The following is a 25671-nucleotide window of genomic DNA, read 5'->3' as shown; positions in this document are numbered from 1 at the left end:
ATAATTGATAGATATCATGGTTTTATTTTGATCTGTGTTTTTGTAGAATGAATTTTCAGTAATTGATTAATTAACTCATTGAGTGACTATGCTGAGTAAAATTGAACGTTTTAAAGAATGGCGTGGGAGCAAATCGGATGCTGAGCAGAATATCCTGGAATCAGCGTTGCTTATATTTGATTACGTGAACTCAGTAGATAATCTTGACGCCATCAAAGCAAGTGTGCAGACAAAATATAAGGAATTTGATCAATATGGTAAACGCTCATGGGGAATCGCGGTTTTTGTCAAGCTATTTATCGATGAAGCAATTGCACAACTACCAGAAACAGCTGCAAAAGAAAAAGCTTTGCTGACTCAGTCCAGTGAAATCATATCCACCTTATATGAGAATTGGAAAACGAATACTAAGGAAAATATCTTCGCTTTAATTGGAAATATTGAAAAATTATTCGCTTTAAACAGTGTTCCTTTTACGGATAAGAATCAATATAAAACGTTTCTTCTTTCTGCAGGTATGTTATTCCACATCATTAAACTCGCAATTGCCGAAATAGAAAGTAGTTGGGCGGCGAAAGTGCTTTTTGTAGTTATAGATCTTAACAAAATCAAGCCCAAGATAGATCTTTTTTTGCTAAAAATAGAAGAGCGAATGGCGCAATTAACACAGCCAGAACAATTATTAAATGCAGCTCAAAGTATCGCTCCCGATCCTTTAAAACCCGCGAAAGAGCTCTTTGCCAAACGATATCTTAAGGTTATCGGCGTTAACCCTGTAATTAATGCAAAACTGCAAAGAAAAAATGCCCCATATGACTTTATGCGATTTGCTCCAACAAGCCCTAAATTACAAACTTCAGGACGAAACATTCTTGAGAGTCTTTCTGCACTTGAAGCAGATATGGAAAAAGTTTCTGCAGGTATTTTTAACTTGATCGAACTTAGAAGTAAAAAAGCAGAACTTGAAGAAAAAATAGAGGTAGTGAGGGCACTTCTTGTAGCTGCGGAAGAAAATGATCTGAAAATCACTGGAAGACAATATTTTTTAGAGTTTATTGAAAAAAAAGAACAGTCATTGAACGTACTTTTAGAAAACTCAGAGGAACATCGAAAACAAAAATTAATTGAAAACATAAAACAATTAAAAGATATGGACGAATCTCCCGATCTGTCTTCAGAAGTGATGCAAGGTGTCAGTTGGGCGGCTACACCAATAAAATTGGTTTATCGAACAGCCACCCCACAAAAATTGCAAAACATGATTGAAACCTCTCTTCCCGCTACCTTGGATAGTTTGTGCAAGACAGAATTTAAAGAGATGACAAAATTATGTTTGTTGGATTTAGAAAGCAAATTAAAGAAAAAAGAACAGCAAATTGCTATTATAAATAATCGTTTTTTTAATCAAGATGAAGGATTAAAATCGTTCATCGCGAATGAAAATTTGGAACTACTCGCTGCTTTTCAAAAAGCAAATGATGAAATGAAGCAAGCGGTACAAGCCAGTTATAAGTTACTTGCTAAAGTAAAAGAAAATTCAATGTTCCTCCATGAAGTTCAACAAAAGAGTCAATTCTTGAGTGAATTTATTAGAATTCATAACGGTTATTTTGTGAAAATTAGCAATTTTCTAGCTCGGTTCTTTACTTGTTTTAAAACCGAGACAGCAAAAATGATAGATGATGCTGCTAATTTGAAAATTAAAGTCGACGGACTTGTAGGTGAGTATCGAGAGCTTGTAAATCAGGGAATAGGTCAAATTGACCGTATATCCTCTCTGGATACACGTGTTAAAATTCATATAAAAAATCAATTTAAGGCTGAAGAATATGAGATAAGCCAAGAAAAACAAAATCACAAACAGCCGAACAAGCGTGAAGTACGTTTATTAATGAAGGAATTATCGAATTTATTTGCTGCAAAACAGCAACCACTTAGAGAGCCAAAGAACAGAAAAGAACATGGGCACGAGATATCTGTTTTAGGTAACGATTTGTTGTAGATATCCAAACATAATCGATGCTCATCCCCATAACCTAAGATAAATAATATTCCATAGGAAACATGATATTAGGCATTTGCTCGGGCGGGGAAGAAAATCAAATGTTCTTTTTTTATTATAGTAATTAAGAATTCTAAAGCCGCAGTAATTTTTTCTGGATGATCAAAAAACTCGATAATGAGCGGTAGAGAGAACGATACATCCAAAAATGAATCGTTATGGATGCCTGTTTCCCCACTAAAACCACTTATAGCACGAAAAACACTAATTCCCCGAATTTTAGCCTCATTTTGTAAGTAATTTAGAATGATAGGGACATTATCAGCTCGTTCCAAAGTGTAAATTCGTACCACGGTAACTTCGACCGTTGCAATATCAAGTTTCTCGTTCATTCTTGATTCTCCATGACAACTTCTCAAGTTGAATCTTATTATCATATGGTATTGTAGGAAATATTAATATCCCACACGCCCCTTTAGTATCCTTAAACTCAACTAAATCTGTTGAAAGATGGAGAAAGATTTCGCTACACTTGTAGCTCTGATTCATTTTTTACAATTTTGAGAAAAATTCAATATATTGTAGGTTAGTCATAATAAAATATTCAGTAAAACAAAATTAATCGATGAATAAAGGAACTCATGAAAAGGATATTTAAAGTCTCAAAAAAGGAGATTAATTTACCCGTTATTGTAATTGTATTGAGCATCTTAATTGGTATTTACCATATCCTTTCCTATTTAATTCCTTTTACAAGTCATGCCTTTGTAGTTACTAATGTTACGCCAATTGCTGCAGATGTTTCCGGTTTTATTACAAAAATCTATGTTCAAAATGGAAGTGCTGTAAAAAAAGATCAACCCTTATTCGAAGTCTATCGGAAACCATACCTTTTAGCTTATGATTCGGCGAAAGCAAGATATGAAGAAGCGCTAGAGCGTATAAAAGTAATTGAGCGGCAAACACAAAAAACAGAAACATTATTGGATGCAGCCAAATTTGAGTATGAAAAATCTCGATTTGAATATCAATTAAAAAAAGCACCTAGTGTACGCGAAGCTCTATCAAAACTTGAAGTACGGAAGCTTGATTATGATTTACATTCAATTCAAAACAAAATGGATTCACTTAAAAAGCAAATTGCGATTGAAGATCAGCAAATAATCCAACAAAGAAAATTAATTAAAGCCCTCAAAGCAGAAAAGCACAATGCTAAAGTAAATCTTGATTTGACTATTGTCAGAGCACCTACAGATGGAGTAGTCGATAATCTTTATATTGGGCCAGGGACACCTGTAAAAATACACAAACCATTATTTTCCTTTATCGATACCATCAAAATGGTGGATACAAGCCAATTTATATGAAACTGATCTGCGTAAAGTAAGACCTGGGGATAAAGTTTATATCATGCTTCGGATGTATTATTTCAATAAAATTTTCCATGGCAGGGTAGTCAACACGATATGGGCAGCAGACCGACAAATCACGGATCCACGAACACAACAGCAAATGGTTAGCAGCAACAATCAATGGTTATTGGAGCCACAACGCTTTCCAATTCAAATAGAGATTATTGATCCAGATCCTAAATATCCATTACATCCTGGTGCGAGTGCTTATGTTTATATCGAAACTAATTCGCATCATTGAAGACTACGATCCCTATGGAAATCATCGCGTTAATGGAGTGAAAGTTACTTATGTTTTGCTTATTCTTTTTGCAGTTAATTTTATTTTTTCCATTCCTAATCCCTATTTTTATTATTTTTACATTCCGATTACAGCTATGGCTGCTGAAGGTAGTAGGTGATACGATAAAGAGAAAAAATTTGCTGCTTTTTTATTGTATTTGGTGGGCTGTTATTAGCGCTTTTCTTTTTGATATTTTGTCAATTACACCTTTTTTTCCTGTTTTTGCTTTTTTCTATTCTTTCTTTTTGTATATGGTGGCTATTAAGAGCAGGTTGCATACGATTGTAATTGCACCGGTTGCCTTAAGTTTGGGAGCCTATTCTCTGCTGTATAAAGATATAAATACCAGTTTTTATGCAATTTTAAATAATTGTTTGAATACCTTTATAGCAATGGCAATCGTTTTTGCTGCATTAGCTTTTTTTCCCAGGAGTTATTATTATCGCTTATGGTTAAGGGCTTTGATATTACTGATTTCCCAGATTATTGAGCATTTATCCTTAATGGTTGTACGTAAGAATATCATTTTTAATCCAGTTAGAGGCCACACAACCCATTTAGTACGTTATGCCGCGATGCTACCTAAAACGTTTCCTCTTCGCTCCATCTGGAAAATTAATTTACTTATTAATCAATTGCATTTAATAGTTTGTGTTATTGAGTCAGAAACTATCGTATTGGAACGTGAAAAAATCAATTTATTTATAGAAAAGCTTCATATTTTTAAACGTGCGATTGAAAAAGAACAACCGTGTGAGTTGGTACAAACGCCGTGGAGCATTTTAAATAAGCTTATATCTTCTTGGAATTATCTATGTTTAAAATTGTAGATTATCGAAAAACAAGAGCATTACAAATTTGTCTCGTTTTCTCAACTGCATTGGCAATTCAAAGTCTTTTAGGATATTCACATGCTGGATGGATTGGTTTTGCTGTAATGATGATTTACGCGGGATTTGATAGAGGTGCAAGTTTGCAACGCACGATCCATCGTTTTTGGGGGGCGGTGTTTGGATTACTTTTGTCTTATATTTTATGGGTTATAGGGCAAATTGATTTTCGTTTTATCCTGATTATTATTCCTTTTATTGTATTCATGGCTTACTTTTCTTTAGGAAAACGTTATGCATTTCCTACTATTTTCACTGTGACTTTAACTTCATTAGGCTCAGATTATTATGGTAGAAATAATTATGCTGTTCCTAATTTCTTTTTTGACTATTTATTATCGACAATTGTCGCATTTTTACTTTGTTATCTATTTGAAACATTGGTATTTCACAATAGCCAATTATCGAGAAAATTTTATATTGATTTACAAAAAAGAATTATTACTCATTTGAATAAACTCTTTGATATAGTAACTCAAAAACCATTACGAGATAGTCATTATTTAAAAGAAAGTATTGTACTGAACACCAGTATGTTGGATTTATATGCTTTTGTTGATGCAGCGAAACATGAGCGTGATTTAGATGTGAATTTTGCAAATGAATTGGACTCTTTTGGCTCTGTAGTCCAACAAGCATATCATAACATCCGAAGGCTATTTGTTTTAGGAGCGCATAGGAATGAAGTACTAAAAATAGAAACGCGGACAATACTGGAACAACTTACTCGGATAAATCAAAGCCAAAGAATTAAATATATTGGAGAATAAATTGATTAGGATGATTGGCTTACTGATTTTAGGTTTCATGTTGAATTCCTGTACTCAGCATACCTCTAAGCCGTTACTTACTCCTAATCAATGGACTGTCAAAGATTCTAAATTCATAAATTCCGATGAAAACCTGCCTTGTTTTCCATGGTGGAAACAATTTAAAGACCCTAATTTAAATTCACTAATTGACAAAGGCCTGGTCAATAATAACGATGTGAAAGTCGCTATGGCTCATATTCAAGCAGCGCAAGGTGAATTAAAGCGCGTACAACTGAATTGGATTCCTGAAGCCACGGGGAATGCAGGTTATTCTTCCTTCCCTTATTTAGGTTTTCCTGGCGTTCTACTTACAGTTGTTCCATCTTATACCATTAATATCTTTAAACAGATTAAAGAACAACAGAGAGCCAAATATGAATTAAAAGCAACAAAAGCAATGTATTATGGCGTTCGACTGGCTGTGATAAATCAGATTGCCAGCACTTACTTTAATTATCAAAGCCAAATGGAACAATTAAGTTTGTTACATTCTTTGGCGAATGATCTGTCTCAATTAATTACTATTACTCAAGCGATGTATCAAGGTGGGTTATTTGCACGAACTCAATTAGAACTTGCCAAAACAGAGCGTTCATTAATCCAGGCTAAAGAACGAATAGTGCAACAAAATATCGTGGTTAGCGAAAATGCTTTGCATTATTTACTGAATGAAAATCCAGGGGGATTTCCGATGCAACGGCACTTTAGAGACTTAAATAGCCAACAAATGATTATTGGTGCTCTTCCCTTAACTATTATTGAAAATCGCCCTGACATGATGCAAGCAACACAAGAGTTATGTGCCGCCAATTCGGGAATTGGTATCGCTTTTTCTCATTTCTTGCCCACCATCAATTTAGCTATGGCACGTGGTGAAATAGCTAAAGTTGCCAATGGGGGGCAATTAGGCCAGGCGATTCATTTTAATCAGGCCATTCTTGAAGTCCCTTTTTTAAGGGCATCTGCTATAGGCCAATTACAAAAAGCCAAAGGCTTAAATAAAGCGTCCTATTACCGTTACACTGATACCTTACGCAAAGTACTTAGAGATGTAACAAATGATTTATCCGCGCATGAACTGTATACAAAGCGACTTAATGATGTAATGAGGGCAGAGCGCGAACTAAGGAATGCTTATCGATTAAATCAGAATTTATATCAAAGAGGAATTATCAGCCATCTTGTTTTGATTGAAGAAAAAGTCAAATTAGATCAACTCGCTATTGAAGTAAACCAACACAAGCTGGAGCAATTAATTACTATTGTCAATCTGTATCAGGATTTAGCTGCCGGATATAATTATGGCTCTTTCGCGCGAAAATAATGAACACGATCTTGGTGGTTATTCTATATGACACCTAATACCGCTTGCTTTTCTTCAACCTTGACTTCTTTCTTAGTGTTCACATTAAAAAATAAAACATTATCATGATGATGTCTCACTGTAGAGCGATGCGCGATACTAATGATTGTAGTATTTGGCAGAAGTTCCTTGAGTCGACAATATACGTGCTCCTCCACATGTTCATCTAAAGAAGCGGTGGCCTCATCCAGGAATATCCAGTCGGGTTTTCTGAGTAATACACGTGCAAAGGCAATTCGTTGTTGCTCACCTAATGATTTAAAACCAATTTGCTCATCCAATTTGTCTGCAAGTGATTCCAGATTTACGGCTTTTAAAGCTGAAATCAATTCACTATCAGAATAAGAACAGTTTGCATCAGGGTAAGCGAGTACCGCCCTCAGAGTGTCATTTGGAAGAGTGGGCTTTTGTGGTAAAAAATAAACAGATTCCAGGCTATTGGGGATAAGAATTTCTCCCTCGCCGGATAACCATGTTCCTGCTATTGCTTTAAAAAGACTGCTTTTTCCTGTTCCTGAAGGGGCTTGAATCAGAGTATGAATTCCCGGTTTAAATTGTAAATTAAGACCTTTAATGACTAATTCATTACTCCCGTGTAAGTGAAGGTCTAAATTTCGTACCATAAGGTTTCTATTTTGAAGCCCTATAGTGCGAATGATGTTCTTGGTGGATTCATCATTATTTTGATCCAAAGTTTGTTGTAACGTTACAATACGTCCTAAGCTCGTTTGGAATTTATTAATCGTTTCAAAAGAGTTGATAAACCAGTTTAAAGAGCGTGTTATCATGGAAAAATAATATCCTGCAGAATAAAATACATCCAAAGTAATAAGATCAGTGAAATATAAAGGTGCTGCCGCGATGACTGGGATAATTGCCTGGAGTATCCCATTAAATAAATTAAATGAGGCGGTTTCATTTTGAATGGACAATCGTTTTCTGGTTTTTATATTTAATACATCTACCTCTTTCTCCAATCGGTTTTGGTAGTATTTCTCCGCATGTTCAATTGCGATTTCTTCAGAGAACGTTTTAATATGTTGCAAATCAGAGCGTAAATTGGATTGAGCAATTGTCTCTTCATTAGTTGATTCGCGCAAAGACCTATTTATAAAATAACCGATGAGCGAAGTTCCAATACCTACTCCCAGTGCCACCAATACTAAAAATCCTGGGATTATTATAGTTCCCCCAAAAAGCATAATGGATAATGAGCCGCCTGCTAAACTTAAAAGTACAGTATAAATGACCAGATTTGAAAGGTTATCGATAAACCCTAAAGATAAGTTCAGAAATGAATCAACAACTTTATCTATGTCTTCTTGAATACGTTGTTCCGGGTTATCAATGTCATTATAAATTCGGGAAATTTCCAGATAATTTGTATTGTTATTCAAGTACTTATTGATTATTTTTTTAGTTAACCAGCACCGCCAATTAATGTACAATTCATTTTTTAAAAAATTGGTCAAATAATTAAAACCAGCCATCGCACCAGCAATTAAAAGACCAGCCCCTAATCCCATTAACAAAATAGCAGTATCTTTAACTATAAATGCGGCAAAAATATATGGAAAGCACCACCATCCTAAAACAAAACTAAGACCAATCATTGTTAATGTACTTAAAACACAACCCAAAAATAACGCCCATGCCTTCCATTTATCATTTGAATTTAAAAAATAATCAGACAGCAAGTGCAGAGACTTTTTGAAATAAGATCGTTCAGATGTCGAAGAATGAGTCATTATGAAGTATCGGTAATGTTAAAAAAGGACAAAACATAATGCATAAACAATAAAGGATCAATCTATCATTGTCTTCGTATTGTAGATAGCCGAAGATGTTTACTTGAATTGAAGTGCATTTTATGAAGAGGCCATGAAGACCTGGTTTAGCTTATTTAGAATTGATATATCGATATAAGAGGTACAAATCAAAACAATAATAATGCATTTAGAGGTTAATTTTAATATTGATAAGTAAAATATCGCTTTTTTAAGCATCCCTAATTATTATGCCTCACTTAGTTTTTTTCTAAGAGAAATTAGATGCAATTTAAAGCGAATTTTTTTAAAAAATCCACACCAATTAACTCATACAACTGGGTAATGAACAATTGTACCGTCAAGGTCATAACAGCAGAACAGCGTGACTTTATTAATAGCAAGGAAGGCCAGCAGCTTATGGATCAACTGTTTGATAGCCAAAACCAGGATCATTATTTAAAAGTAGCTCGCCAAATTGAAGAAAAAATGGAGTCCTTATCTGGTGGATATAACTCTTCATTTTGCTTTCAATAGCTGGAGCCTTTCACATAGGTTACTCTTGCAAACAATCCCATAAAGTGCTTGATTTTTAAAAACTTAATGTTTAAAGTTCGATCAGATTTAACTGCATTAAGGAGGATAAACGTGATAAGTTTTTTTAATAAGGAAAATAGATGGCGTGCAACGATGCAAGTTGCAAATGGTCTTGCTCTAACAATGGCTGCTTATAATCTATTTTCTAATCCGGAAACGGTTTGGGAAAATGGTTTTGAGATAGCTATGCTTGCGCTTAATGTAGTTACCTTTAGTAGCAATGATAATGCTTTGTCTAGTATAGGAAATGCCGCTCTTAATTTTACAAGTTTGGGTACTGTTTATGCAGGAGCTACATCAGGTTGCACTTCAAATTCGCTTCCAGTGAGCTTAGGAAATGCTTTTTTGCATATGACCAACGCAGTAACGAGTATTTGTTACAGATATGAACCCAATGAAGAAAATACCTCAGAAACCCCTGCAAAAACCATGTAATCGATTTAGGTTGAGCGTGAGCGCTCAACCTCCTCAATGAATTCAAATTGCTTAAAAATAAATCACTTGGCGTTTCATAAAATATCAGTTGCAATGAAAAATTTGAGCTATATTAAAAATACAGGATTTGAACAAATAAAAATAAGGACAAATCATGAGCGCTCTTCTGCTATTATTTTTAGCAGCAACCATAAGCTATTTTCCGCAACTTCCTTTGGAGCTCCCTCAGGCTCGAACTATGAAGGATGATGCTCGTTTCATCAGTGAAATAGCACCTTTTCCGGGGCTCGAGCAAATTAACGATCTTTACTTAAATGATATTAAGTCATTGTTGGCACATGAAGCGCCTAATTTAAATCCGCTTGTGATTAACAAAGTACTTACTACCCTCAAGTGTGCTACAAATTATAATGTGGAACATAATAATATTTTAACCATTATTGATTACTCTTTACCTTCCAATGAGAAGCGTTTCTGGGTTTTTGATTTAAAAGCAAGAAAATTATTGTTTTATACCTATGTTTCGCACGGTATTAAATCTGGGGCTTTATTGACTAATTTCTTTTCTAATAAATTTAACAGTAAAGCAAGCAGTATTGGAGTTTATCAAACCCAACAAGCTTATTATGGCCGTGATGGTCTTTCATTACGTTTGGATGGTTTGGATCGTAATTTTAACGATAATGCATCAAGTCGGTCTGTTGTGATGCATTCTGGTTGGTATGTAGAAGAAGGTTTCATTAAAAGATATGGACGACCCGGACGAAGTTGGGGATGTCCTGCGCTTCCTTTAGCGACTTCCCAAGGAATTATTAATACGATAAAGGATAAATCCTTATTGGTCATTTATTATCCTAGCGATGCGTGGTTTGCCAAATCAAAATTTTTAAATTGTGATAAAACTACCGCGGCTCAACATACGAATGATCCTACAATCCAAGTACCGGTCTCTGCTCCTGATGAACATCGTGATGCTATTTTATTCGTGGGTAGTGGCTATAAAGGCAGTAAGAATGCTGAAAGTAAACCTGTTGCAGTCATTTCCGCAGATACTTACGAACGTGTATTTCATACTACAGCACCATTGACACGGATGCTACGACGCCAGATCAATAATGCAGAGTACATTGCACTGAACGCATCAGAACTTTATTATTTGGCTAAAAATAACACGAGGGATAGTACTGCAAGCCAAGACGACGGCATAAATGCCATTCATTTTGTAATACCTGTTTTAAAAATAGTGCGGGGTGGTTATTATGAAACGCAAATGCAGATTGTCAATTTAGGCAAAATCAAAGAGGTCAAAATTAATGGTGGTTTATCCAGAACAAATGAGCTTGCGAATAGTTTTACAGTTTATTTTGAGGGCGGCCCTTCAGTTAATTTAAATGCGCACAATGAGTTTATTCGTTGGGTGGGGTTATAGCTTATTGCATGAATAGCAGAAACCCGAGAAATATCATTTCTCGGGTTATGGCTTAGGTTTATTTGGGCTCATCCTTTGAGTCATCGAGTTCAAGCCACATTGCATTTAAGATGGCAAAACAGCAGGCCAGACCAGTACCCAAAATCCAAGAAAAATACCACATAATAACCTCCTAATAGGCCGTATCTTGATTTTTAATAATTGTTTGTTCTGTTATTTTTCCTCTTAATACGCGATAAACCCAGGCGGTATAGGCCAAAACTATAGGTAAGAAAATAACAGTAGCTACTAGCATAATAAACAAAGTTAACTGGCTTGAAGAGCTATCCCATACAAGCAAGCTTTGCTCAGGATTAGATGATGAGGGCAGTATAAATGGAAACATACTAACACCCACGGTGGAGATAATCCCAGCAACAGAAAGAGCACTGCAAATAAAAGCAGTTTTAATATGTTTTGCAGCAATAAGCGCAAGTAAGGCTGCAATAATTCCAATCCCCGGAGCAAATAAGGTTATGGGCAGACTACGGTAGTTGGAAAACCAAGCATCTGCTTGCCGAATAGCCGTCTTGTAATGGGGGTTTGATGGGCCATCATGGGCTAAATTACTCGTTAGACTATAGCCATCAATACCGTAATGAAGCCAAATTCCCGCACTGATAAAAAGTAATAAGGCAAGTAGCGCAGATATCTTTGCTGCACTTCGGGCTCGTTGTTGTATATGACCCTCTGTCCTCAAGTTAAGAAAAAAAGCACCATGCATGGCGAGCATCAACACGGACAGTAATCCACACAATAGGGCAAAAGGATTTAATAGGCCAAAGAAGCTGCCAGTATAGAATGGTCGTAAGTATTCATCAAAATAAAAAGGAACGCCTTGTAATACATTGCCAACGGCAACCCCAAATATCAGCGCAGGTACAAAGCCGCCGACAAATAATGCATAATCCCAAAATGAGCGCCATTGAGGATTGGTTAGTTTTGAACGGTATTTAAATCCAACAGGACGCAAAATTAGAGCCAACAATACTACCAGCATCGCCAAATAAAAACCTGAGAAGGAGAGGGCATATAAGGCTGGCCAGGCAGCAAAGATTGCACCTCCACCCAGAATAAACCAGACTTGGTTTCCTTCCCAAGTCGGCCCAATGCTATTAATTAATATGCGCCGTTCTGTATCTGTTTTTGCAAGCCACGGTAGCCACATGGCAACACCCAGGTCAAAACCATCCATGATCGCAAAACCAATCAGTAATAAACCGAGTAGAATCCACCATATAATTCGTAATGTTTCATAATCCAAAGGCATAATGAATCTCCTAGTGAGCCATATTATCAGGGCCAAGACGGATGTACTTAACCATCAAGAAAATTTCAACCACGGCAAGAACTGAATAAAAGAGGATAAAACCCGTTATTGAGGTTAATACTTGAGTAGTACTTAAAGTAGATGTACCCATAGCAGTAGGTAGGATATCCTGGACTACCCAAGGTTGGCGTCCATATTCTGCAACGACCCAACCTAGCTCTGCAGCAATCCAAGGTAATGGCAATGAGAAAAATGCCATGCGCAAATACCAGCGGGTAGTATGTAATTTACGTCTCATAGACAAGTAGAAGCCTATTGCAAATAAGAGAATGAAGAAGAATCCGCAAGCGACCATAATACGAAACGAGAAAAATAAAGGAGTGACACGAGGTTTCAGATCATGTGCTGCTTGGTTAATTTGATCTTCAGTTGCATCAACTACCTTCTCAGTATATTTCTTCAAAAGCAGGCCGTAACCCAAATATTTATTGTGAGCGGTAAAATCTGCTTTTGCTTGTTCGTCATTAGGATTTTTTTGTAATCGGGTTAATGCTTCATAAGCAAGCATTCCTTCTTTGATGCGTTCTTTTCCTTGATCGATTAACTCAGCAATACCTTGTAATGGTTGCGTGAACGTACGTGTTGCAATTAATCCCAAAACATAAGGGATATTCAAGGCATAATCAGTTGTCATTGTTTCTTCATTAGGAATGCCGAAAACTGTTAGGCCAGCAGGAGCTTTTTCCGTATGCCACATGGCTTCGATTGCTGCGAATTTCATTTTTTGATTTTCATTGTCAAGATGACCGCTTTCATCGCCCAATACAACTACGGCTAAAGCAGATGCAAGTCCAAAGCTTGCTGCCACGGTTATTGACCGTTTGGCAAAGTTGATGTTTCTGCCGCGTAATAAAAAGTAGGCGCTAATGGATAAGACAAAGATTGAACCAGTAACGTAGCCAGCACTAATAGTATGAACGAATTTGGCTTGGGCAACCGGATTAAACATCACGGCAACAAAATCAGTGACTTCCATGCGCATGGTATGGAAATTAAATTCCGCCCCGACAGGGTTTTGCATCCAGCCATTGGCAATCAAAATCCATAATGCTGAAAGATTTGTGCCTAAAGCGAGCAACCAGGTACAACACATATGCTGCACGCGACTTAATCTATCCCAGCCGAAAAAGAACAAGCCGACAAAAGTGGCCTCTAAAAAGAAAGCCATAAGTCCTTCAATAGCCAGTGGAGCACCAAAAACATCACCAACATAATGGGAATAGTAGGCCCAATTTGTTCCAAACTGGAACTCCATGGTCAATCCGGTAGCTACACCTAAAACAAAATTAATACCGAAGAGAACGCCCCAATATTTGACCATTTGTCGCCAAATATCACGGCCAGTCATTACATAGATTGTTTCCATGACAGCTAAAAGTAACGACAAACCCAACGTGAGTGGGACAAAAAGAAAATGATAAAGCGCAGTTAGAGCAAACTGTAAACGGGAAAGATCGACCAGGTCACTACCAGGAATCATTACTCACCTCTCATGTCATGTACTGTATTGATAAAACCCTTAAATTCCAATGTTTATCTTGGAAAATGCTAAGGATTTCCCTTGTTTATTTTTCTTTAGAAGGAAAATATTCTTTTGCTTGAATCGTTCCTAACAGCCACTGCTCATTGCTCAGATGTGGTTTTTCCACGTCTTTAAAGCAAATTATCCATAATAAAATCAACAAGCTAAACTTAATGATTAAGGTTACTAGAATATCACGGGTAAGTGGTTTAAGCATGTTCTTTAACTCTCTTTTCTCGACACAGCATTCCATATTTTAGAGACTCTGCAATCAATGAGGCTTTTTGAACTATTTCCTCTGCAATTTTCACAGGTAAATGATATTCCGCTTCTTTCTGAAATAAATCCAGCCAACGGACAAAATGTGCTTCTTCAATATGGGCGATTTTTTTTAATAGGACATGTTTTTGATAAGCATTGCCGTGATATTCATTGGTTTTCAACATGATACTATTCCAAAATTGACACAGAAGGGGGATATGTTCATCCCAATCAACTTGTGCCACATCATTAAAGATAGGACCAAGGACCTCATCTTTTTGCACTTTTTGGTAAAAATGGGTCACGAGCTTTTCAATATGTGTTTTATTCAGCTCAGTCATGTCACTATCTGCTGATCTAAATTAGAATAATGATACTTATGTTTCATTTTAAATACAACTTTAAATTAGTACCAAATTTGATTATTTTATTGCGACTTCATTAATCACCCTAAATAGAAAATAGACACTTATTGTTTTTTTTGATTAGATATATTTCAAATTCACTTTTTAAGTAACAAAAAATTGACAGAGAAACTATTATTAAGGCGTGCTTGAGCTATAATTAAACTTATGGATATTAGAATCGAGGAATGATCATGAGCAGAAATAGTATGAGTAAAATCATATGCATTGCAGTTTTTGCTCTAGGCCTATTTACTGCTGGAGCGTGCTCCGCACATGGGGGTTGGCATGGCGGTGGAGGCTGGCATGGCGGAGGCTGGCATGGTGGGGGCTGGCACGGTGGTTACTATCATAGCGGTTGGCACGGTGGTTATGGTGGCTGGGGTGGTTATGGTGGTTGGGGTACTGGAGTTGTTATTGGAGTTCCTTACTATAACGATTATTACTATCCCTCATGTCAAACTGTTCGCGTATGTAATAGATATGGACATTGTTGGTTACAAGAGTCTTGTTACTAAAACCATAAATAGTGATTTCATTTTTTAACCCACACATACATTGAGTGGGTTTTTATTTTAAAAAACCATTATGCAATGGTTTTGGGTTTCATGAGATATTCTTCGGATTGATAAAAAGCCTATAGTATCTATTGGTGAATATTGATACCATTTTTGATTGTTTTCTGCATTTTACATGAGTCTCTTATGAATTACACATTAGAATATCTGAAGCATATAAATTGGGAACATATTGCTTTTGCGCTACTTCTACTCATTTTTGGTTATTTTTTGGCCAAAAAAATCAGCCATTGGGTTGAAAAAATAATTGAAAATCGATTTTCAAAACACCTTGCAATGTTATCCAGTCGAGTTATTTATTACGGTTTGTTTTTGCTGTTTTCGATTTCAGCATTGCATGAGTTGGGGTTTAAACTAACCTTATTGCTAGGTACAGCAGGTCTATTTACTGTAGCTTTAAGTTTCGCTTCGCAAACGGCCGCATCAAATCTTATTAGTGGGGTATTTCTATTATTTGAGCGCCCTTTTAAAGTAGGAGATGTGATTTCCATTAAGGATATTAAGGGAACGGTAGAAACAATTGACTGGTTATCAACCAAAATCAAAACCAATGATAATCGTTTGATTCGCATTCCTAACGAAGGGTTAATTAAGTCAGAAATTACCAATTTAAGTATTTATCCCCAAAAACGTGATGAGATAATACTTCGAATTGATGCGGTACATGATGTAAATCATATTAAATCATTACTTCATAAGATTTGTGAGGAGTGCAGTCATATTTTACCAACACCCAAAACCCAAATTTTATTATCGCAGATGATTGATAGAGGCGGTGTTGAACTTAAAGTATTGTATTGGTCAAAAAGCGATCTGGCCACCGTACGTGATGAAGTGCTCTCTGCAATTAAAATAACATTTGAACGAGAAGCAATTACTTTTATTAATGAACGAATTTATATGCCGACGCTCCCCTCATCTACAACTCCATTGCCTCTATAGTCCAGAGAAAACGAAGCGAAATCCAGATTATTCATTTTTGATTATTTGCTAAACAAATTTCACTTCGTTTTATCTAAATTACAATATCATGCCCACTTGCGAGTCATGCATACTAGGTGTATGTTGAATAGGAATGGATTGTAAGTTGGGAGTTGAAATGGAATCAACGATCGAAATTATTGGCTATGTTGCCTGTTGCCTGGTTTTAGCGACTTTCTATGTTAAAAGGATTTTGACATTACGTCTTATCGCTATTTGCTCCAATGTAGCATTTATAATGTATGCGCTTGGTAGTACTCTTTACCCGATTTTTATTTTGCATTCGTTATTATTACCGCTGAATTTATATCGGATTTTTGAAATAAAAAGAAGTTCATTATGTGCCCTTAGTGATGGCTCGGTGGAATCCATAGTGTCTTTAGACGACTGAGTAAATGGTTAAGAAAGTGTAAATAATAGTTACAAGTGTTTAAAGAAATAGGGCTGCTTTTTATAGGAAAGCATTTCGAATCAAATCGAACGTGTGAGGTAGGAAAGTACACGATATAGGTGCTCGGCAGCTTTTGCTGCCGGGCATTTTGATCAACCCATAATCCGATTAATAAGTCTTGAAAACAGAATTGGTTATCCGCAGTCTTCTGTTTCTCAAGTCGCGATTTGAGATTTTTAAATTCCGTTGTTCTGCCTTTATATAACACCTGTAGAGCAGCTAAATCGCATTTTTGCGTGCAAGAATTGACGTATATCCAACTGGGGTTTAAATAAAGTCCCATGTGTTTTAGAGACCATGGTAAGGCTTCCCAAATCATGGTTTGAAAAATCTTGGACTATTTTGTTTTGGATTTCTGGAGGCATTTTATAAAATAATTCAAATTTGTCTCGCATGTTTTGCACCTTGATATGCTGAAATTAACTTGGCTAAAAATTATGCTTGTTTTTTTTGGAAAATAAAAAAGCATTTTGATAGCTATATATTCAAATTAACTTATATATGTGGTATCAAAGGCTCATACATTGCGAGGTTATATTCGTTTATTTATTTTTCTGCTCATGCTCAATGAGCCATTTCTTACGAGAAATTCCTCCACCATAACCTCCTATGTTTCCACTGGAGTTAATAATTCGGTGACAGGGAATAATAATCGAAAGCGAGTTTGCGCCATTAGCGTTGGCAACTGCTCTGTATGCGGTAGGTTTCCCCAGCGCGTGGGCTTGTTCGGCATAACTTCTCGTTTCTCCATAAGGAATTAGTGTCAAAGCATGCCATGCCATTTTTTGAAAAGGGGTGCCTAGCATCTGTATGGGAGTATTAAATTTTTTTAAAGTTCCTGCAAAATATGCTTTGAGCTCTTTTTCAATTGAACGAATTGGTGAGGTATCTCCTGGGATAATGGCTGCTTTCATTTTATTTCTTAGCCGGTCTACCTCACGCTCCAAGCCTCTTCGATCTACGAATTCCAAAAGGTATAAAGCGTGTTCATCAGCTACTGCAAGCATTGGTCCAAGAGGGGAGTCGAACCAAGAGGCCTTTAAAACAGTAGGATGTTTTGCTAATTGAGAAGGAGATGCTCCCATTATTTTAGAAAAAGCATCGCGAAAACCGCTACTGGATTCATATCCCATATTTAGTTGTGTTTCAGTCACTATTGTACCCTCACGAATTTGTTTCATGGCTATACCCATTCTTCTTGCGCGTGCATAAGCAACAAAAGTCATGCCAAAGCGCTTTTTAAATTGCCTGCGTGCCGTTGATGTATCAACTCCTAATGCAGCAAAATCCCTGTCTTTCCATCTCTTTTCAGGATTGGCTTCTACCGCTGCAACTAATTTTTTTATTAAATTAGAAGCCTGATTAGGATAAGACATTGGCTGGCAGCGCATACAGGGTCTATATGAAGCAAGGAGTGCCTCTTGAACTGTTTGAAAAAATTCACAGTTTTCAAACTTTGGTTTTTTTGCAGGGCAGGTGGGTCGACAAAATATTCCAGTCGATTTCACTCCAACATAAAATAGGCCTTCATATTTGGAGTCTTTAGCAAGTAAGGCCTGGTAATATTCTTTTTTTGCTGTATCAGTTAACATGAATTGCTCAAATCAGTTGTTTCACTAGTTACTATAGCTTTTTTAAAAAAAAGTGCGACCGAAATTCAGGCATCGAATTTAAGAACAATTTATAGCTCTGGTAGAGCCTAACGTCTCCGGGTTCTTGATATTGGACTAGGTATTATTGAGGTCGCTAAAACAAATAGGTTTTTCTATTTTTCCCTGAGCAGGTAAATTAATTCGTACCATGCCGCAGCGATCTGTTCTATAAAAGAGAATATCCAACGAGTTCATGCTTGCCAACGTTTTAGCATGAGGAAAATGAAAACGATTATCAAAGCCTAATGACGCTATAGCATAGCGTGGTGCAACTTCAAGCAAGAATCGATAAGAAGAAGAGGTTTTACTACCATGATGAGGCACAATTAAAACATCGGATGCAAGTTGTTCTCCATACGTTGTTATTAGATAATCTTCGGCTATTTTTTCAATGTCACCAGTTAATAAAACTGTTCCGGTTTTAGTGCTTACTTGCAGAATACACGAATTATTGTTTTTATTTTTAAAATGAACGGTGATTGGTAAGAAACGAAAATGGACGCCATCCCACTTCCACTGAGGATAATCATGACATGATACACCATGATTATAGTAACGAGGCTCATTGACTAATAGTTGTTCTACGTGTATTCCTTTCTCAAGAGAGTTAAGCCCACCACGGTGATCTTTATCGGGATGACTAATGACGACGGCATCAATTTTTTTTATTCCCAAGGTTTTTAGATAAGGCAAAATTACCATGTTTCCAAGATCATTTCCTTGGAAAAATCGATCCCCGGTATCATAGATCATGACATGATGTTGGCTTCTTATCGCAACTGCCAAACCTTGCCCAACATCTAAAATGTCAATTACTGCTTCTCCTGGTGCTAGTACAATATGGGATGGAAAAAATGGAAGTAGTATCCAAAGTAGTGCAATCCATTGAAAGGGTTTAATTGGCAATAAAATCCACATCAGCAAAGCACCCATTAAGACCATCACCAGTTCAATACTATGAATAGACCAGCTGATATTCATGATTTCTAAATGTTCAATGAGGCTTAATCCTTTAAATAACAGGTCAACTAGCAACGCTAAGGGTTTCATTAAGAAACCGGCAATACCCCATGAACAGAGTGTCATCGTTACTAATGCCGTGGGGACAATCAAAAAGCCAACGAGAGGAATAGCAAATAAATTCGCAATAAATCCATTAATTGAACCATAAGAATACCAGTATAGGGTTAAAGGCATGAGCCCAATTAAGCAGCTTAATTGTAAGGCTAAACTTCCTTTATATCCTTTTAGTCTCCAACGTTGTTGGGTTAAAAGCAAACACGCTACTGCTAGAAAAGAAAAATAAAAACCTTGCATGAATACGGCATGTGGTTCGATACATAAAACGCCAAAAAGGGCATAACGCCAGATTTGCCAGGCGGAAAAACGTTGTTTTCCCAGACGATAGAACGTATACAAGAAACAGCCAATTAACGCTCTTTGTACTGGTGGAGCAAATCCTGCTAAAAAGGCATAAAATAAGGCGGCCAAGAGTCCGCTGACACTGGCAACATAGGGCGCTGGAATATACAAACAGCATAGGGCGCTTTTAGACCATAGCCAACGAATCAGCCAATAAATCATTCCTGATATCAACGCAATATGTTCTCCTGAAATCCCAAATAGATGGGTAGTGCCCGTGCGTCTAAATAAATCCCAGTTTTGTTGGCTAATATGGTTTGTCAAATTTAAAGTTAGTGCTTCAACAACCCCGGCTGTGAATTGATCGGGTGCTAATTGGCTGAGTTTATTGCCTAGACGTTCACGAACTTGAAGCCAACTAAAATGTGAGTGAGATTCTGATAATAAGTGATTGTTATGAGGGAGAATATAACCAGTCCAATGAATATGTCGTGTATTGAGTGTACCCACATAATCGGCGCTTCCTGGGTTAAGATAGTTCCGTGGTTTTTTTAATTTTACGGTGAACTGCCATCGTTGTCCTGCATGTAATTCGGGGGCATTGTTATACCAAGCTAATTGGATTAATCCTTGGGCTGGATGACTATCATATTGCTCCAGGGAAAATAAGAATTGTGTTTTGGAAAAATCATGGTTAGGAATCGATGCAATTGTTCCTTGAATTGTTGCTTTGGGGATCACGGCAATATTGGGTATTCCTTTGGGTAAACCAAGTGATTGATGCAGATAAGCCAGTAAAACACCTAGAATAAAAAATAGAATCAGGGAATACTTTGGACTGAGGAAAAAGATGAGTAAGCAAGTTAGAGGTATAGAGCGATTCAACGTATAGAGGTAGAGTATGCCTGTGAAAAAGCAAAAAATTTCCATTTCATTTTTAAGTTGGACTATCCGTTAAACGGCATAGTAGAGAATAGGTTTTTGTTTGTAAAGTAAATTTTTTACTGAGATTGCATGGATTTGGAAGAATAACGTTTTAATTTAGATAAATACACATTTCAATTTATGTGGGATTCCAACAAATGGTTTGTGCGACTCCTGATGAGTCTATGGCTGTCTTCGCGTTTGATTGATCAAGATACATACTGGCACAAGTCGCATCTTTGGTTTGACTACCTATGGGGGTGGCTTTCAGTGTATAAGTAGTGGTTCCTAAATGAGCCAAGCTAATACTGTAAAAACCTTGAGTCGATGTTTGCGGAAATGAAGGTAATGCATTACAGGGGGCATTATATGAAAAATTTTGGGCATAACATCGTTCCAGAGTGATTTGAGTTTGGGCTAATGTCGCCATAGCATCGGACCGATGTACTTTTAGCAAGAAATGAACATAGCATGGGTAGGCTATTGCAGCCAGGATAGCCATAATAAATATGGCTATCATCAATTCAATTAAAGTGAATCCTTTTCTTCGTATTTGATTCGTTTTTTGCATCCTTGTTGACACCAGAAATACTAGATCGCTTTGCCCTTTGGGCATTTTTCTAGGGACTGTTGACAATTGCTTCATTAGCCTTCGTTCCGCGCTTTATGCACGGAATCGCGCATAAAGCGCTAGAAGAAGGCAGAATTAAATGAAATGTCAAAAGACTCTAATCCCATTCGATAAATTTCTCAATATCTGCATTGCTTGCAATCTTGTATTGCTGAGGTCTTTTTTTGTTCTGCGCAAGAACATGAGGCCTATTACATTGAATTCGATTTTTAAAAGTTTTTAATGCATCTTCTAAATTAACAAATTCATAACCATTATTTTTATACAAATTGATGATATCTGGCAAAACATAAGCATTAAGTAAATTAGCATGAATTAATAAAATTTGTGCTTGCTCGGTATTTTGATGAAATTCATTGTGTTCCTCAGCACGTAGGGTTTGTTGCCAAATAAAATCAAGATAAAAAGGTTTTAACTCGTCAAGATAGCTGCGTCTGCTTATTTCAGGAACGGATAGCAAACGTTGGTTAAAGACAAAATCTTTAGAGTCTATTGTAATAGGGGCAACATGATAATTTTTTCGCGCAAGATAACAGAGTATGTCTTCTTTTTTTTGTCCGGAACTCATCGCCAAATAAGGATAACGAAAATATTTAGGTTTCGTTAAAACAGGGTGTAAAATGTTGTCTGCACCTCGAATTTCCTGAATGTATTCTTTGGTATCCATTTTATTTAAATTCGCATGGGTAAGGGTGTGGTTACCTAACCCAAAACCAGCATCACGAAATTTATGCAGTATTTCCCAGTTATTCTTGCGTACTTCACTGGCAATAATAAATCCAGTAGCAGGAACTTGCTCCTTGGTCATGGTATCGATCATCATATTCAAATGAAAGTTTCGATATTCACCAACAAAAGGTAAATCATCAATGGTGATGGATACTGTTTTTTTGTGGGTAACAGATAATCGCTTAAGAGACGCTTTTTTGATATCGTGAGGCTCTTGAGATTGATTGTCGGAATCTAAAATATTACTAACGTTATTAGCGCTGTCTTTAGAAACGCGGTGTCCAAATGCAAAACTGATGTTTTGAGCCGCTATTAAAACCATGAGAATAAACGATATATCTTTAATAATTAATTTAATTTTCATTAGTGCAAGGTACAAACAAATAGGGAAAAATGACATTGTAACAAAAAATTTGCCTAAATGGCTTATCTGTTATGGGGTGGTTACAAAAATATTAAGAAGATAAGGTGGTAAAATGTAAATAATTTAGCCACCTTATTTTTAGGATAAAGGTAAAAAAGCTTAAAGATTAAAACTAGCCATTTTTGCCAATCACAGGCGAGGTATGTTCCAGATCTTCTTCTTCATCCTCCTCTTCTTCATCTGCGACTTTGCCTCCAAAGAAGGTTTTATTGAGTGCAGAAGAGAAGCTGCCTAAGTAACCTTTAGACTCTTTATCAGATTTTTTGGTTTCTTTTTTGGTTTCTTTTTTGAATTCATCGACAACACTTCTCAATGATGCGATGCGGCAATCATAGATCATGTCAATAAGTAAATTAAAAGAAGCTTTTAAATTAAAGTCTGTAATTGCTGAGAAAATATGGCTATCACGAATTGCTTTTTTGCCATTATTTTTCGGAGCTACTGTCATAAATTGCATAAACTGAGTTGCTGATGTAACCAAAGATTCAACATCTTGTGGGGTTACTTCATCTACAGCAAGAATTTTATTTAATCCCTTGAAAATAACAGACTTTTCTGATCTTGAAAGGTATGAAGAGGCATACTCATTATCGATTTGTTTACGAACCAAATGCATGGATCCAGCGAGAATTGCAACTTTTTCAGCTTCATCGATTTCTTGAGTTTTCAGTGCTTCTCTTATTGCGTTCAGAAAATGCAGCTGGGCAATACGCTCTGGTGATTTTAACTTTTCAATCTTGGAAACATTTTTATCAGCAAGTTCATCTTTGATTAATTCATCAAGCGCTGCATTGAGTTTATCCCAACCACCAAATCGATCGGTTGCAGAAGCAGGGGAGCTTTTATTTGATTTGAATTTACCGAGTTCAACAGGTGTTCCATCCGTAGTAAAAGAAGCAACAATTGCTTTCTGGGCTTCTTTTTCAAGTTTATAGGAAGTTTGAATCAACTTGTCCAAGCTATCTGTTGGGACAGCAGTTAACATATGGTTTTTTGCAAATCCATTACGTGAATCATTTCCTATGAAAACCTGATTTAGTAATGCGTTTATTGCAGTATAGAATTTGGAAATTTGATATAAGTCAGGCTTGTCTTCTGCTTTGACATCATCACTAATGCCTATTGCATCTTTTAGGCGAGCGCTAAGTAAACCAGATGATTCTATCATACCTCGGTTATTTTCGATGTCTTGGATTACTGTTAACATTGCACCGTAAAAAGCATTTGTTAGATTTACAACTACAGTAGGTTTTTTTTCTTTTTCTTTTGCTTGTTCTTCTACTTGAATAAGTATTGAAGAGAGGAATTGAAGTTCAAATTTTCTTTGAGGGTTGGTAAGATCTTCAATTTTTCCTTTATGTTCACGTTTTAATATAATTTGAACGGTATCATCAAAATGTTTTCTTAATTCACTTAGGTCCTTTAATACAAACGTCATGTTAGTCTCCAAATGTCCGATGGATAGATATGTAAGATCTTCTTACAAGGCCTCAGTGTAAACTAAAGTAATGCACTCGTCATGTATTTTCATTATACAATTTCAGCCTTTTAGTAAAAAGCAATAAAATTCATTATGTTAGCCACATGGTTAAGCCTTAAAATGGCTATGTTTTTTATCAATAAACATAAAAAAATTGTATTAATTAAAATAAAAGGTAATATTCCTGTCATTTTTTATTGAGTGTCTAATCAATGTAGCTTGATCAAGCGAGTTGAAACCTCAGACTCATAGATTTTGCCTGCTTGCAAGAGAGAAAATTTTTAACGAGGATCTGTTTTGAATATTGAAAACGAAAAACAGTTGCAACAACAATTTTTTTATAATGCTTACTTTGCATTAGTCTTTCTTCTCGTGTGTCGAATAATTTCTATATGTTTTATTCCATTGAATGATGTTTCCGAAGCACGCTATGCAGAAATTGCCCGCAAGATGTTAGAAACCGGGAATTGGGTGACGCCACTTCATGATTATGGTATTCCTTTTTGGGCGAAACCTCCTTTGTCTACTTGGTTGTCTGCTTTTTCAATGAAACTTTTTGGTGTGAATGAATTTGCTGTTCGGCTACCCGGCTTGTTTCTATCTTTGGTTACAATATGGCTTATTTGGTATTTGGTTAAACGACATAGTGGCGATGTGATTGCCATGATCACAACCTTAATTCTTGCAGGAACATTGTATTTTTTCCTTGATGCAGGAACTGTAATGACCGACCCCTCTTTAGTCCTGTGCATTACTTTGGTTGAGGTTGCTTTTTGGCGTGCGGTGGTTGATGGAAGTAAAGTTTGGTCTTATGTTTTTTTTATTAGTTTGGGGTTAGGTTTACTAGCAAAAGGCCCTGTTGCCGTTGTTTTATCCGGAATGCCAATATTTTTTTGGGTTTTATTACGCAAGCAATGGCGTAATTTATGGGAGCGATTGCCCTGGCTAAAGGGCGTGATGCTAATGCTTACTATTGCGCTTCCTTGGTATATTTGGGCGGAAATAAGAACGCCAGGTTTTTTGAATTATTTTATTATTGGCGAGAATTTCAATCGATTTTTAAAGCCTGGATGGGCAGGTGATAAATATGGTTATGCACATCAACAATCTTGGGGAATGATTTGGGTCTATTCTGTAATTGGAACTTTACCTTGGTGTGCCCTAGGCGGTGCATGGTTTATTAAATGCAGGCATAATGCACGCAAAGTATTTGTCGACAATGACGGGTGGTTGAGCTATTTTTTTCTGTGCACTATAGTTCCGCTCTTCTTTTTTACTTTTTCCAGAAACATTATTTATACCTATGTTTTTCCCAGCATTCCTGCTTTTTCAGTTTTTTTTGTGACGTACTGGAATCGTGTTGGTGCCATCCTAAGAGCAAAGCAACTTATTACATGGCTCTCTATACTTGTAGGTGTGCTTTTTCTTGTGGCAACTCTTGCATTTAATGCAATACCAGAAGCAATATCCAAAACAGAAAAATTTGTAGTTGCTGCCTGGTTAAAGCAACATCCTGCCGCCGGAAGCTATCTTATTTATTGGAGTTATAAAACAGAATTCTCAGCTCAATTTTACTCAGGAGGTCGAGTGAAACCTGCCGCGAGCAATAATGAACTTTGCCGTTTGCTGGACAATGGACGAGAAAATTATTTAGTAATTAAGCCATATAATACCACCGATATCTTACCTGAACTGTTTTCCAAAATGGTCCTAATTCAACATGTTTATTCAGGTGATAAACGGTTTTTATTGATGCGTATTCCGGTTTCGGCAAAACAAACTTGTAAAAACAAAAAAACAGCGGCAGTGGGATACTCGAACTATTTTTACCTTGAGCAAGGAGGTGATTTACGACACGTACTCACCTAAGTTTGTTCAATAAAGATACCAATTTATTTAGAGTTTTGGTATAAT

27 protein-coding genes are annotated in these 25671 nt (G+C 36.4%); 14 read left to right on the top strand and 13 right to left on the bottom strand.

The window, feature by feature from the left end:
• Positions 1-88: 88 nt before the first annotated feature.
• Entirely contained in the window at positions 89-2002 is a 1914-nt protein-coding gene (locus tag DGG96_RS13695) for a hypothetical protein (RefSeq protein ID WP_199739190.1), read from the top strand.
• A gap of 68 nt (positions 2003-2070) precedes the next feature.
• On the opposite strand, the gene DGG96_RS13690 is transcribed toward DGG96_RS13695, so the two are convergent.
• Positions 2071-2394 carry a DUF190 domain-containing protein gene (locus DGG96_RS13690; RefSeq protein WP_110143210.1) on the bottom strand — a complete coding sequence of 108 codons (324 nt, stop codon included), beginning with the start codon at positions 2392-2394 and terminating at the stop codon, positions 2071-2073.
• A gap of 249 nt (positions 2395-2643) precedes the next feature.
• On the opposite strand from DGG96_RS13690, the gene DGG96_RS13685 reads away from it, so the two are divergent.
• The 6 genes from DGG96_RS13685 to DGG96_RS13670 are packed head-to-tail and all read left to right on the top strand — an operon-like array spanning position 2644 to position 6723.
• Complete coding sequence (locus tag DGG96_RS13685; protein ID WP_240610458.1) at positions 2644-3369, top strand: HlyD family secretion protein; 726 nt, start codon at positions 2644-2646, stop codon at positions 3367-3369.
• The gene (locus tag DGG96_RS21195; RefSeq protein WP_476737564.1) at positions 3332-3655 is read left to right on the top strand and encodes a hypothetical protein; all 324 of its coding nucleotides are present in this window, start codon (positions 3332-3334) and stop codon (positions 3653-3655) included. Before DGG96_RS13685 ends, DGG96_RS21195 begins: the two co-directional genes overlap by 38 nt.
• Entirely contained in the window at positions 3624-3815 is a 192-nt protein-coding gene (locus DGG96_RS21190; protein ID WP_240610456.1) for a hypothetical protein, read from the top strand. Before DGG96_RS21195 ends, DGG96_RS21190 begins: the two co-directional genes overlap by 32 nt.
• A gap of 19 nt (positions 3816-3834) precedes the next feature.
• Positions 3835-4527, top strand: coding sequence for a hypothetical protein (locus tag DGG96_RS13680; protein ID WP_240610455.1), 693 nt, complete (start codon positions 3835-3837; stop codon positions 4525-4527).
• Complete coding sequence (locus tag DGG96_RS13675; RefSeq protein ID WP_110143209.1) at positions 4512-5357, top strand: FUSC family protein; 846 nt, start codon at positions 4512-4514, stop codon at positions 5355-5357. Before DGG96_RS13680 ends, DGG96_RS13675 begins: the two co-directional genes overlap by 16 nt.
• Before the next feature lie 10 nt (positions 5358-5367).
• Positions 5368-6723: a TolC family protein gene (locus DGG96_RS13670; RefSeq protein ID WP_233590481.1), complete on the top strand. Its 1356-nt coding sequence runs from the start codon at positions 5368-5370 to the stop codon at positions 6721-6723.
• 23 nt (positions 6724-6746) lie between these two features.
• On the opposite strand, the gene DGG96_RS13665 is transcribed toward DGG96_RS13670, so the two are convergent.
• A complete protein-coding gene (locus DGG96_RS13665; RefSeq protein ID WP_110143207.1) occupies positions 6747-8510 on the bottom strand; it encodes an ABC transporter ATP-binding protein/permease in 1764 nt (587 codons plus the stop codon).
• A 303-nt stretch (positions 8511-8813) separates the two neighbouring features.
• Between DGG96_RS13665 and DGG96_RS13660 the strand changes: the two genes are divergently transcribed.
• From DGG96_RS13660 to DGG96_RS13650, 3 genes are all read left to right on the top strand, one after another.
• Positions 8814-9065 carry a hypothetical protein gene (locus tag DGG96_RS13660; RefSeq protein ID WP_110143206.1) on the top strand — a complete coding sequence of 84 codons (252 nt, stop codon included), beginning with the start codon at positions 8814-8816 and terminating at the stop codon, positions 9063-9065.
• Between the two features lie 111 nt (positions 9066-9176).
• Positions 9177-9560, top strand: a complete 384-nt coding sequence (locus tag DGG96_RS13655) for a hypothetical protein (RefSeq protein ID WP_110143205.1) — start codon at positions 9177-9179, stop codon at positions 9558-9560.
• Positions 9561-9714: 154 nt separating this feature from the next.
• Positions 9715-10989, top strand: coding sequence for a murein L,D-transpeptidase catalytic domain family protein (locus DGG96_RS13650; protein ID WP_110143204.1), 1275 nt, complete (start codon positions 9715-9717; stop codon positions 10987-10989).
• 58 nt (positions 10990-11047) lie between these two features.
• Here the strand turns inward: DGG96_RS13650 and cydX are convergent, their stop codons facing one another.
• The 5 genes from cydX to DGG96_RS13630 form a co-directional block, all read right to left on the bottom strand.
• A complete protein-coding gene (cydX, locus tag DGG96_RS13645) occupies positions 11048-11152 on the bottom strand; it encodes a cytochrome bd-I oxidase subunit CydX (RefSeq protein WP_110143203.1) in 105 nt (34 codons plus the stop codon).
• A 9-nt stretch (positions 11153-11161) separates the two neighbouring features.
• Positions 11162-12298 (bottom strand): cytochrome d ubiquinol oxidase subunit II, encoded by a 1137-nt coding sequence (cydB, locus tag DGG96_RS13640; protein ID WP_110143202.1) that lies wholly within the window; start codon positions 12296-12298, stop codon positions 11162-11164.
• 10 nt (positions 12299-12308) lie between these two features.
• The gene (locus DGG96_RS13635) at positions 12309-13838 is read right to left on the bottom strand and encodes a cytochrome ubiquinol oxidase subunit I (RefSeq protein WP_110143201.1); all 1530 of its coding nucleotides are present in this window, start codon (positions 13836-13838) and stop codon (positions 12309-12311) included.
• A gap of 85 nt (positions 13839-13923) precedes the next feature.
• Positions 13924-14097 (bottom strand): cytochrome oxidase putative small subunit CydP, encoded by a 174-nt coding sequence (cydP, locus tag DGG96_RS20875; protein WP_165831616.1) that lies wholly within the window; start codon positions 14095-14097, stop codon positions 13924-13926.
• On the bottom strand, positions 14090-14482 hold the full coding sequence (locus tag DGG96_RS13630) for a group III truncated hemoglobin (protein ID WP_110143200.1): 393 nt from the start codon (positions 14480-14482) through the stop codon (positions 14090-14092). Before DGG96_RS13630 ends, cydP begins: the two co-directional genes overlap by 8 nt.
• Before the next feature lie 257 nt (positions 14483-14739).
• Here DGG96_RS13630 and DGG96_RS13625 point away from each other — a divergent pair, with 257 nt between their 5' ends.
• The 3 genes from DGG96_RS13625 to DGG96_RS13615 all read left to right on the top strand — a co-directional run bounded on the left by DGG96_RS13625 (position 14740) and on the right by DGG96_RS13615 (position 16495).
• Positions 14740-15063: a hypothetical protein gene (locus DGG96_RS13625; protein ID WP_110143199.1), complete on the top strand. Its 324-nt coding sequence runs from the start codon at positions 14740-14742 to the stop codon at positions 15061-15063.
• A 186-nt stretch (positions 15064-15249) separates the two neighbouring features.
• The gene (locus tag DGG96_RS13620; protein WP_110143198.1) at positions 15250-16065 is read left to right on the top strand and encodes a mechanosensitive ion channel family protein; all 816 of its coding nucleotides are present in this window, start codon (positions 15250-15252) and stop codon (positions 16063-16065) included.
• Positions 16066-16222: 157 nt separating this feature from the next.
• Positions 16223-16495, top strand: a complete 273-nt coding sequence (locus DGG96_RS13615; protein ID WP_110143243.1) for a hypothetical protein — start codon at positions 16223-16225, stop codon at positions 16493-16495.
• A 257-nt stretch (positions 16496-16752) separates the two neighbouring features.
• Here DGG96_RS13615 and DGG96_RS13610 read toward each other — a convergent pair whose 3' ends face one another.
• The 6 genes from DGG96_RS13610 to DGG96_RS13585 all read right to left on the bottom strand — a co-directional run bounded on the left by DGG96_RS13610 (position 16753) and on the right by DGG96_RS13585 (position 23715).
• On the bottom strand, positions 16753-16950 hold the full coding sequence (locus DGG96_RS13610; protein WP_110143197.1) for a hypothetical protein: 198 nt from the start codon (positions 16948-16950) through the stop codon (positions 16753-16755).
• Between the two features lie 147 nt (positions 16951-17097).
• Positions 17098-18147: a bifunctional transcriptional activator/DNA repair enzyme AdaA gene (locus DGG96_RS13605; protein WP_110143196.1), complete on the bottom strand. Its 1050-nt coding sequence runs from the start codon at positions 18145-18147 to the stop codon at positions 17098-17100.
• A 135-nt stretch (positions 18148-18282) separates the two neighbouring features.
• On the bottom strand, positions 18283-20499 hold the full coding sequence (locus tag DGG96_RS13600; RefSeq protein WP_110143195.1) for a DNA internalization-related competence protein ComEC/Rec2: 2217 nt from the start codon (positions 20497-20499) through the stop codon (positions 18283-18285).
• A gap of 133 nt (positions 20500-20632) precedes the next feature.
• Entirely contained in the window at positions 20633-21064 is a 432-nt protein-coding gene (locus DGG96_RS13595; RefSeq protein WP_110143194.1) for a type IV pilin protein, read from the bottom strand.
• Between the two features lie 157 nt (positions 21065-21221).
• The gene (locus tag DGG96_RS13590) at positions 21222-22217 is read right to left on the bottom strand and encodes a polysaccharide deacetylase family protein (protein ID WP_110143242.1); all 996 of its coding nucleotides are present in this window, start codon (positions 22215-22217) and stop codon (positions 21222-21224) included.
• A gap of 172 nt (positions 22218-22389) precedes the next feature.
• Entirely contained in the window at positions 22390-23715 is a 1326-nt protein-coding gene (locus tag DGG96_RS13585; RefSeq protein ID WP_110143193.1) for a hypothetical protein, read from the bottom strand.
• A 339-nt stretch (positions 23716-24054) separates the two neighbouring features.
• Between DGG96_RS13585 and DGG96_RS13580 the strand changes: the two genes are divergently transcribed.
• A complete protein-coding gene (locus DGG96_RS13580) occupies positions 24055-25626 on the top strand; it encodes an ArnT family glycosyltransferase (RefSeq protein ID WP_110143192.1) in 1572 nt (523 codons plus the stop codon).
• Positions 25627-25671: the final 45 nt, after the last annotated feature.

It is taken from the genome of Legionella qingyii (assembly GCF_003184185.1).
The sequence above is the reverse complement of the archived record's forward strand: the minus strand, read 5'-3'. Positions and strand labels throughout refer to the sequence as shown.

Bases quoted from the DNA above. Each gene is read 5' to 3' on its own strand.
- DGG96_RS13695 (WP_199739190.1), top strand. From the start codon at position 89: ATGCTGAGTAAAATTGAACGTTTTAAAGAATGGCGTGGGAGCAAATCG.
- DGG96_RS13690 (WP_110143210.1), bottom strand. From the start codon at position 2,394: ATGAACGAGAAACTTGATATTGCAACGGTCGAAGTTACCGTGGTACGA.
- DGG96_RS13685 (WP_240610458.1), top strand. From the start codon at position 2,644: ATGAAAAGGATATTTAAAGTCTCAAAAAAGGAGATTAATTTACCCGTT.
- DGG96_RS21190 (WP_240610456.1), top strand. From the start codon at position 3,624: ATGTTTATATCGAAACTAATTCGCATCATTGAAGACTACGATCCCTAT.
- DGG96_RS13675 (WP_110143209.1), top strand. From the start codon at position 4,512: ATGTTTAAAATTGTAGATTATCGAAAAACAAGAGCATTACAAATTTGT.
- DGG96_RS13670 (WP_233590481.1), top strand. From the start codon at position 5,368: ATGATTGGCTTACTGATTTTAGGTTTCATGTTGAATTCCTGTACTCAG.
- DGG96_RS13665 (WP_110143207.1), bottom strand. From the start codon at position 8,510: ATGACTCATTCTTCGACATCTGAACGATCTTATTTCAAAAAGTCTCTG.
- DGG96_RS13660 (WP_110143206.1), top strand. From the start codon at position 8,814: ATGCAATTTAAAGCGAATTTTTTTAAAAAATCCACACCAATTAACTCA.
- DGG96_RS13650 (WP_110143204.1), top strand. From the start codon at position 9,715: ATGAGCGCTCTTCTGCTATTATTTTTAGCAGCAACCATAAGCTATTTT.
- cydX (WP_110143203.1), bottom strand. From the start codon at position 11,152: ATGTGGTATTTTTCTTGGATTTTGGGTACTGGTCTGGCCTGCTGTTTT.
- cydB (WP_110143202.1), bottom strand. From the start codon at position 12,298: ATGCCTTTGGATTATGAAACATTACGAATTATATGGTGGATTCTACTC.
- DGG96_RS13635 (WP_110143201.1), bottom strand. From the start codon at position 13,838: ATGATTCCTGGTAGTGACCTGGTCGATCTTTCCCGTTTACAGTTTGCT.
- cydP (WP_165831616.1), bottom strand. From the start codon at position 14,097: ATGCTTAAACCACTTACCCGTGATATTCTAGTAACCTTAATCATTAAG.
- DGG96_RS13630 (WP_110143200.1), bottom strand. From the start codon at position 14,482: ATGACTGAGCTGAATAAAACACATATTGAAAAGCTCGTGACCCATTTT.
- DGG96_RS13625 (WP_110143199.1), top strand. From the start codon at position 14,740: ATGAGCAGAAATAGTATGAGTAAAATCATATGCATTGCAGTTTTTGCT.
- DGG96_RS13620 (WP_110143198.1), top strand. From the start codon at position 15,250: ATGAATTACACATTAGAATATCTGAAGCATATAAATTGGGAACATATT.
- DGG96_RS13615 (WP_110143243.1), top strand. From the start codon at position 16,223: ATGGAATCAACGATCGAAATTATTGGCTATGTTGCCTGTTGCCTGGTT.
- DGG96_RS13610 (WP_110143197.1), bottom strand. From the start codon at position 16,950: ATGCGAGACAAATTTGAATTATTTTATAAAATGCCTCCAGAAATCCAA.
- DGG96_RS13605 (WP_110143196.1), bottom strand. From the start codon at position 18,147: ATGTTAACTGATACAGCAAAAAAAGAATATTACCAGGCCTTACTTGCT.
- DGG96_RS13600 (WP_110143195.1), bottom strand. From the start codon at position 20,499: ATGGAAATTTTTTGCTTTTTCACAGGCATACTCTACCTCTATACGTTG.
- DGG96_RS13595 (WP_110143194.1), bottom strand. From the start codon at position 21,064: ATGCAAAAAACGAATCAAATACGAAGAAAAGGATTCACTTTAATTGAA.
- DGG96_RS13590 (WP_110143242.1), bottom strand. From the start codon at position 22,217: ATGAAAATTAAATTAATTATTAAAGATATATCGTTTATTCTCATGGTT.
- DGG96_RS13585 (WP_110143193.1), bottom strand. From the start codon at position 23,715: ATGACGTTTGTATTAAAGGACCTAAGTGAATTAAGAAAACATTTTGAT.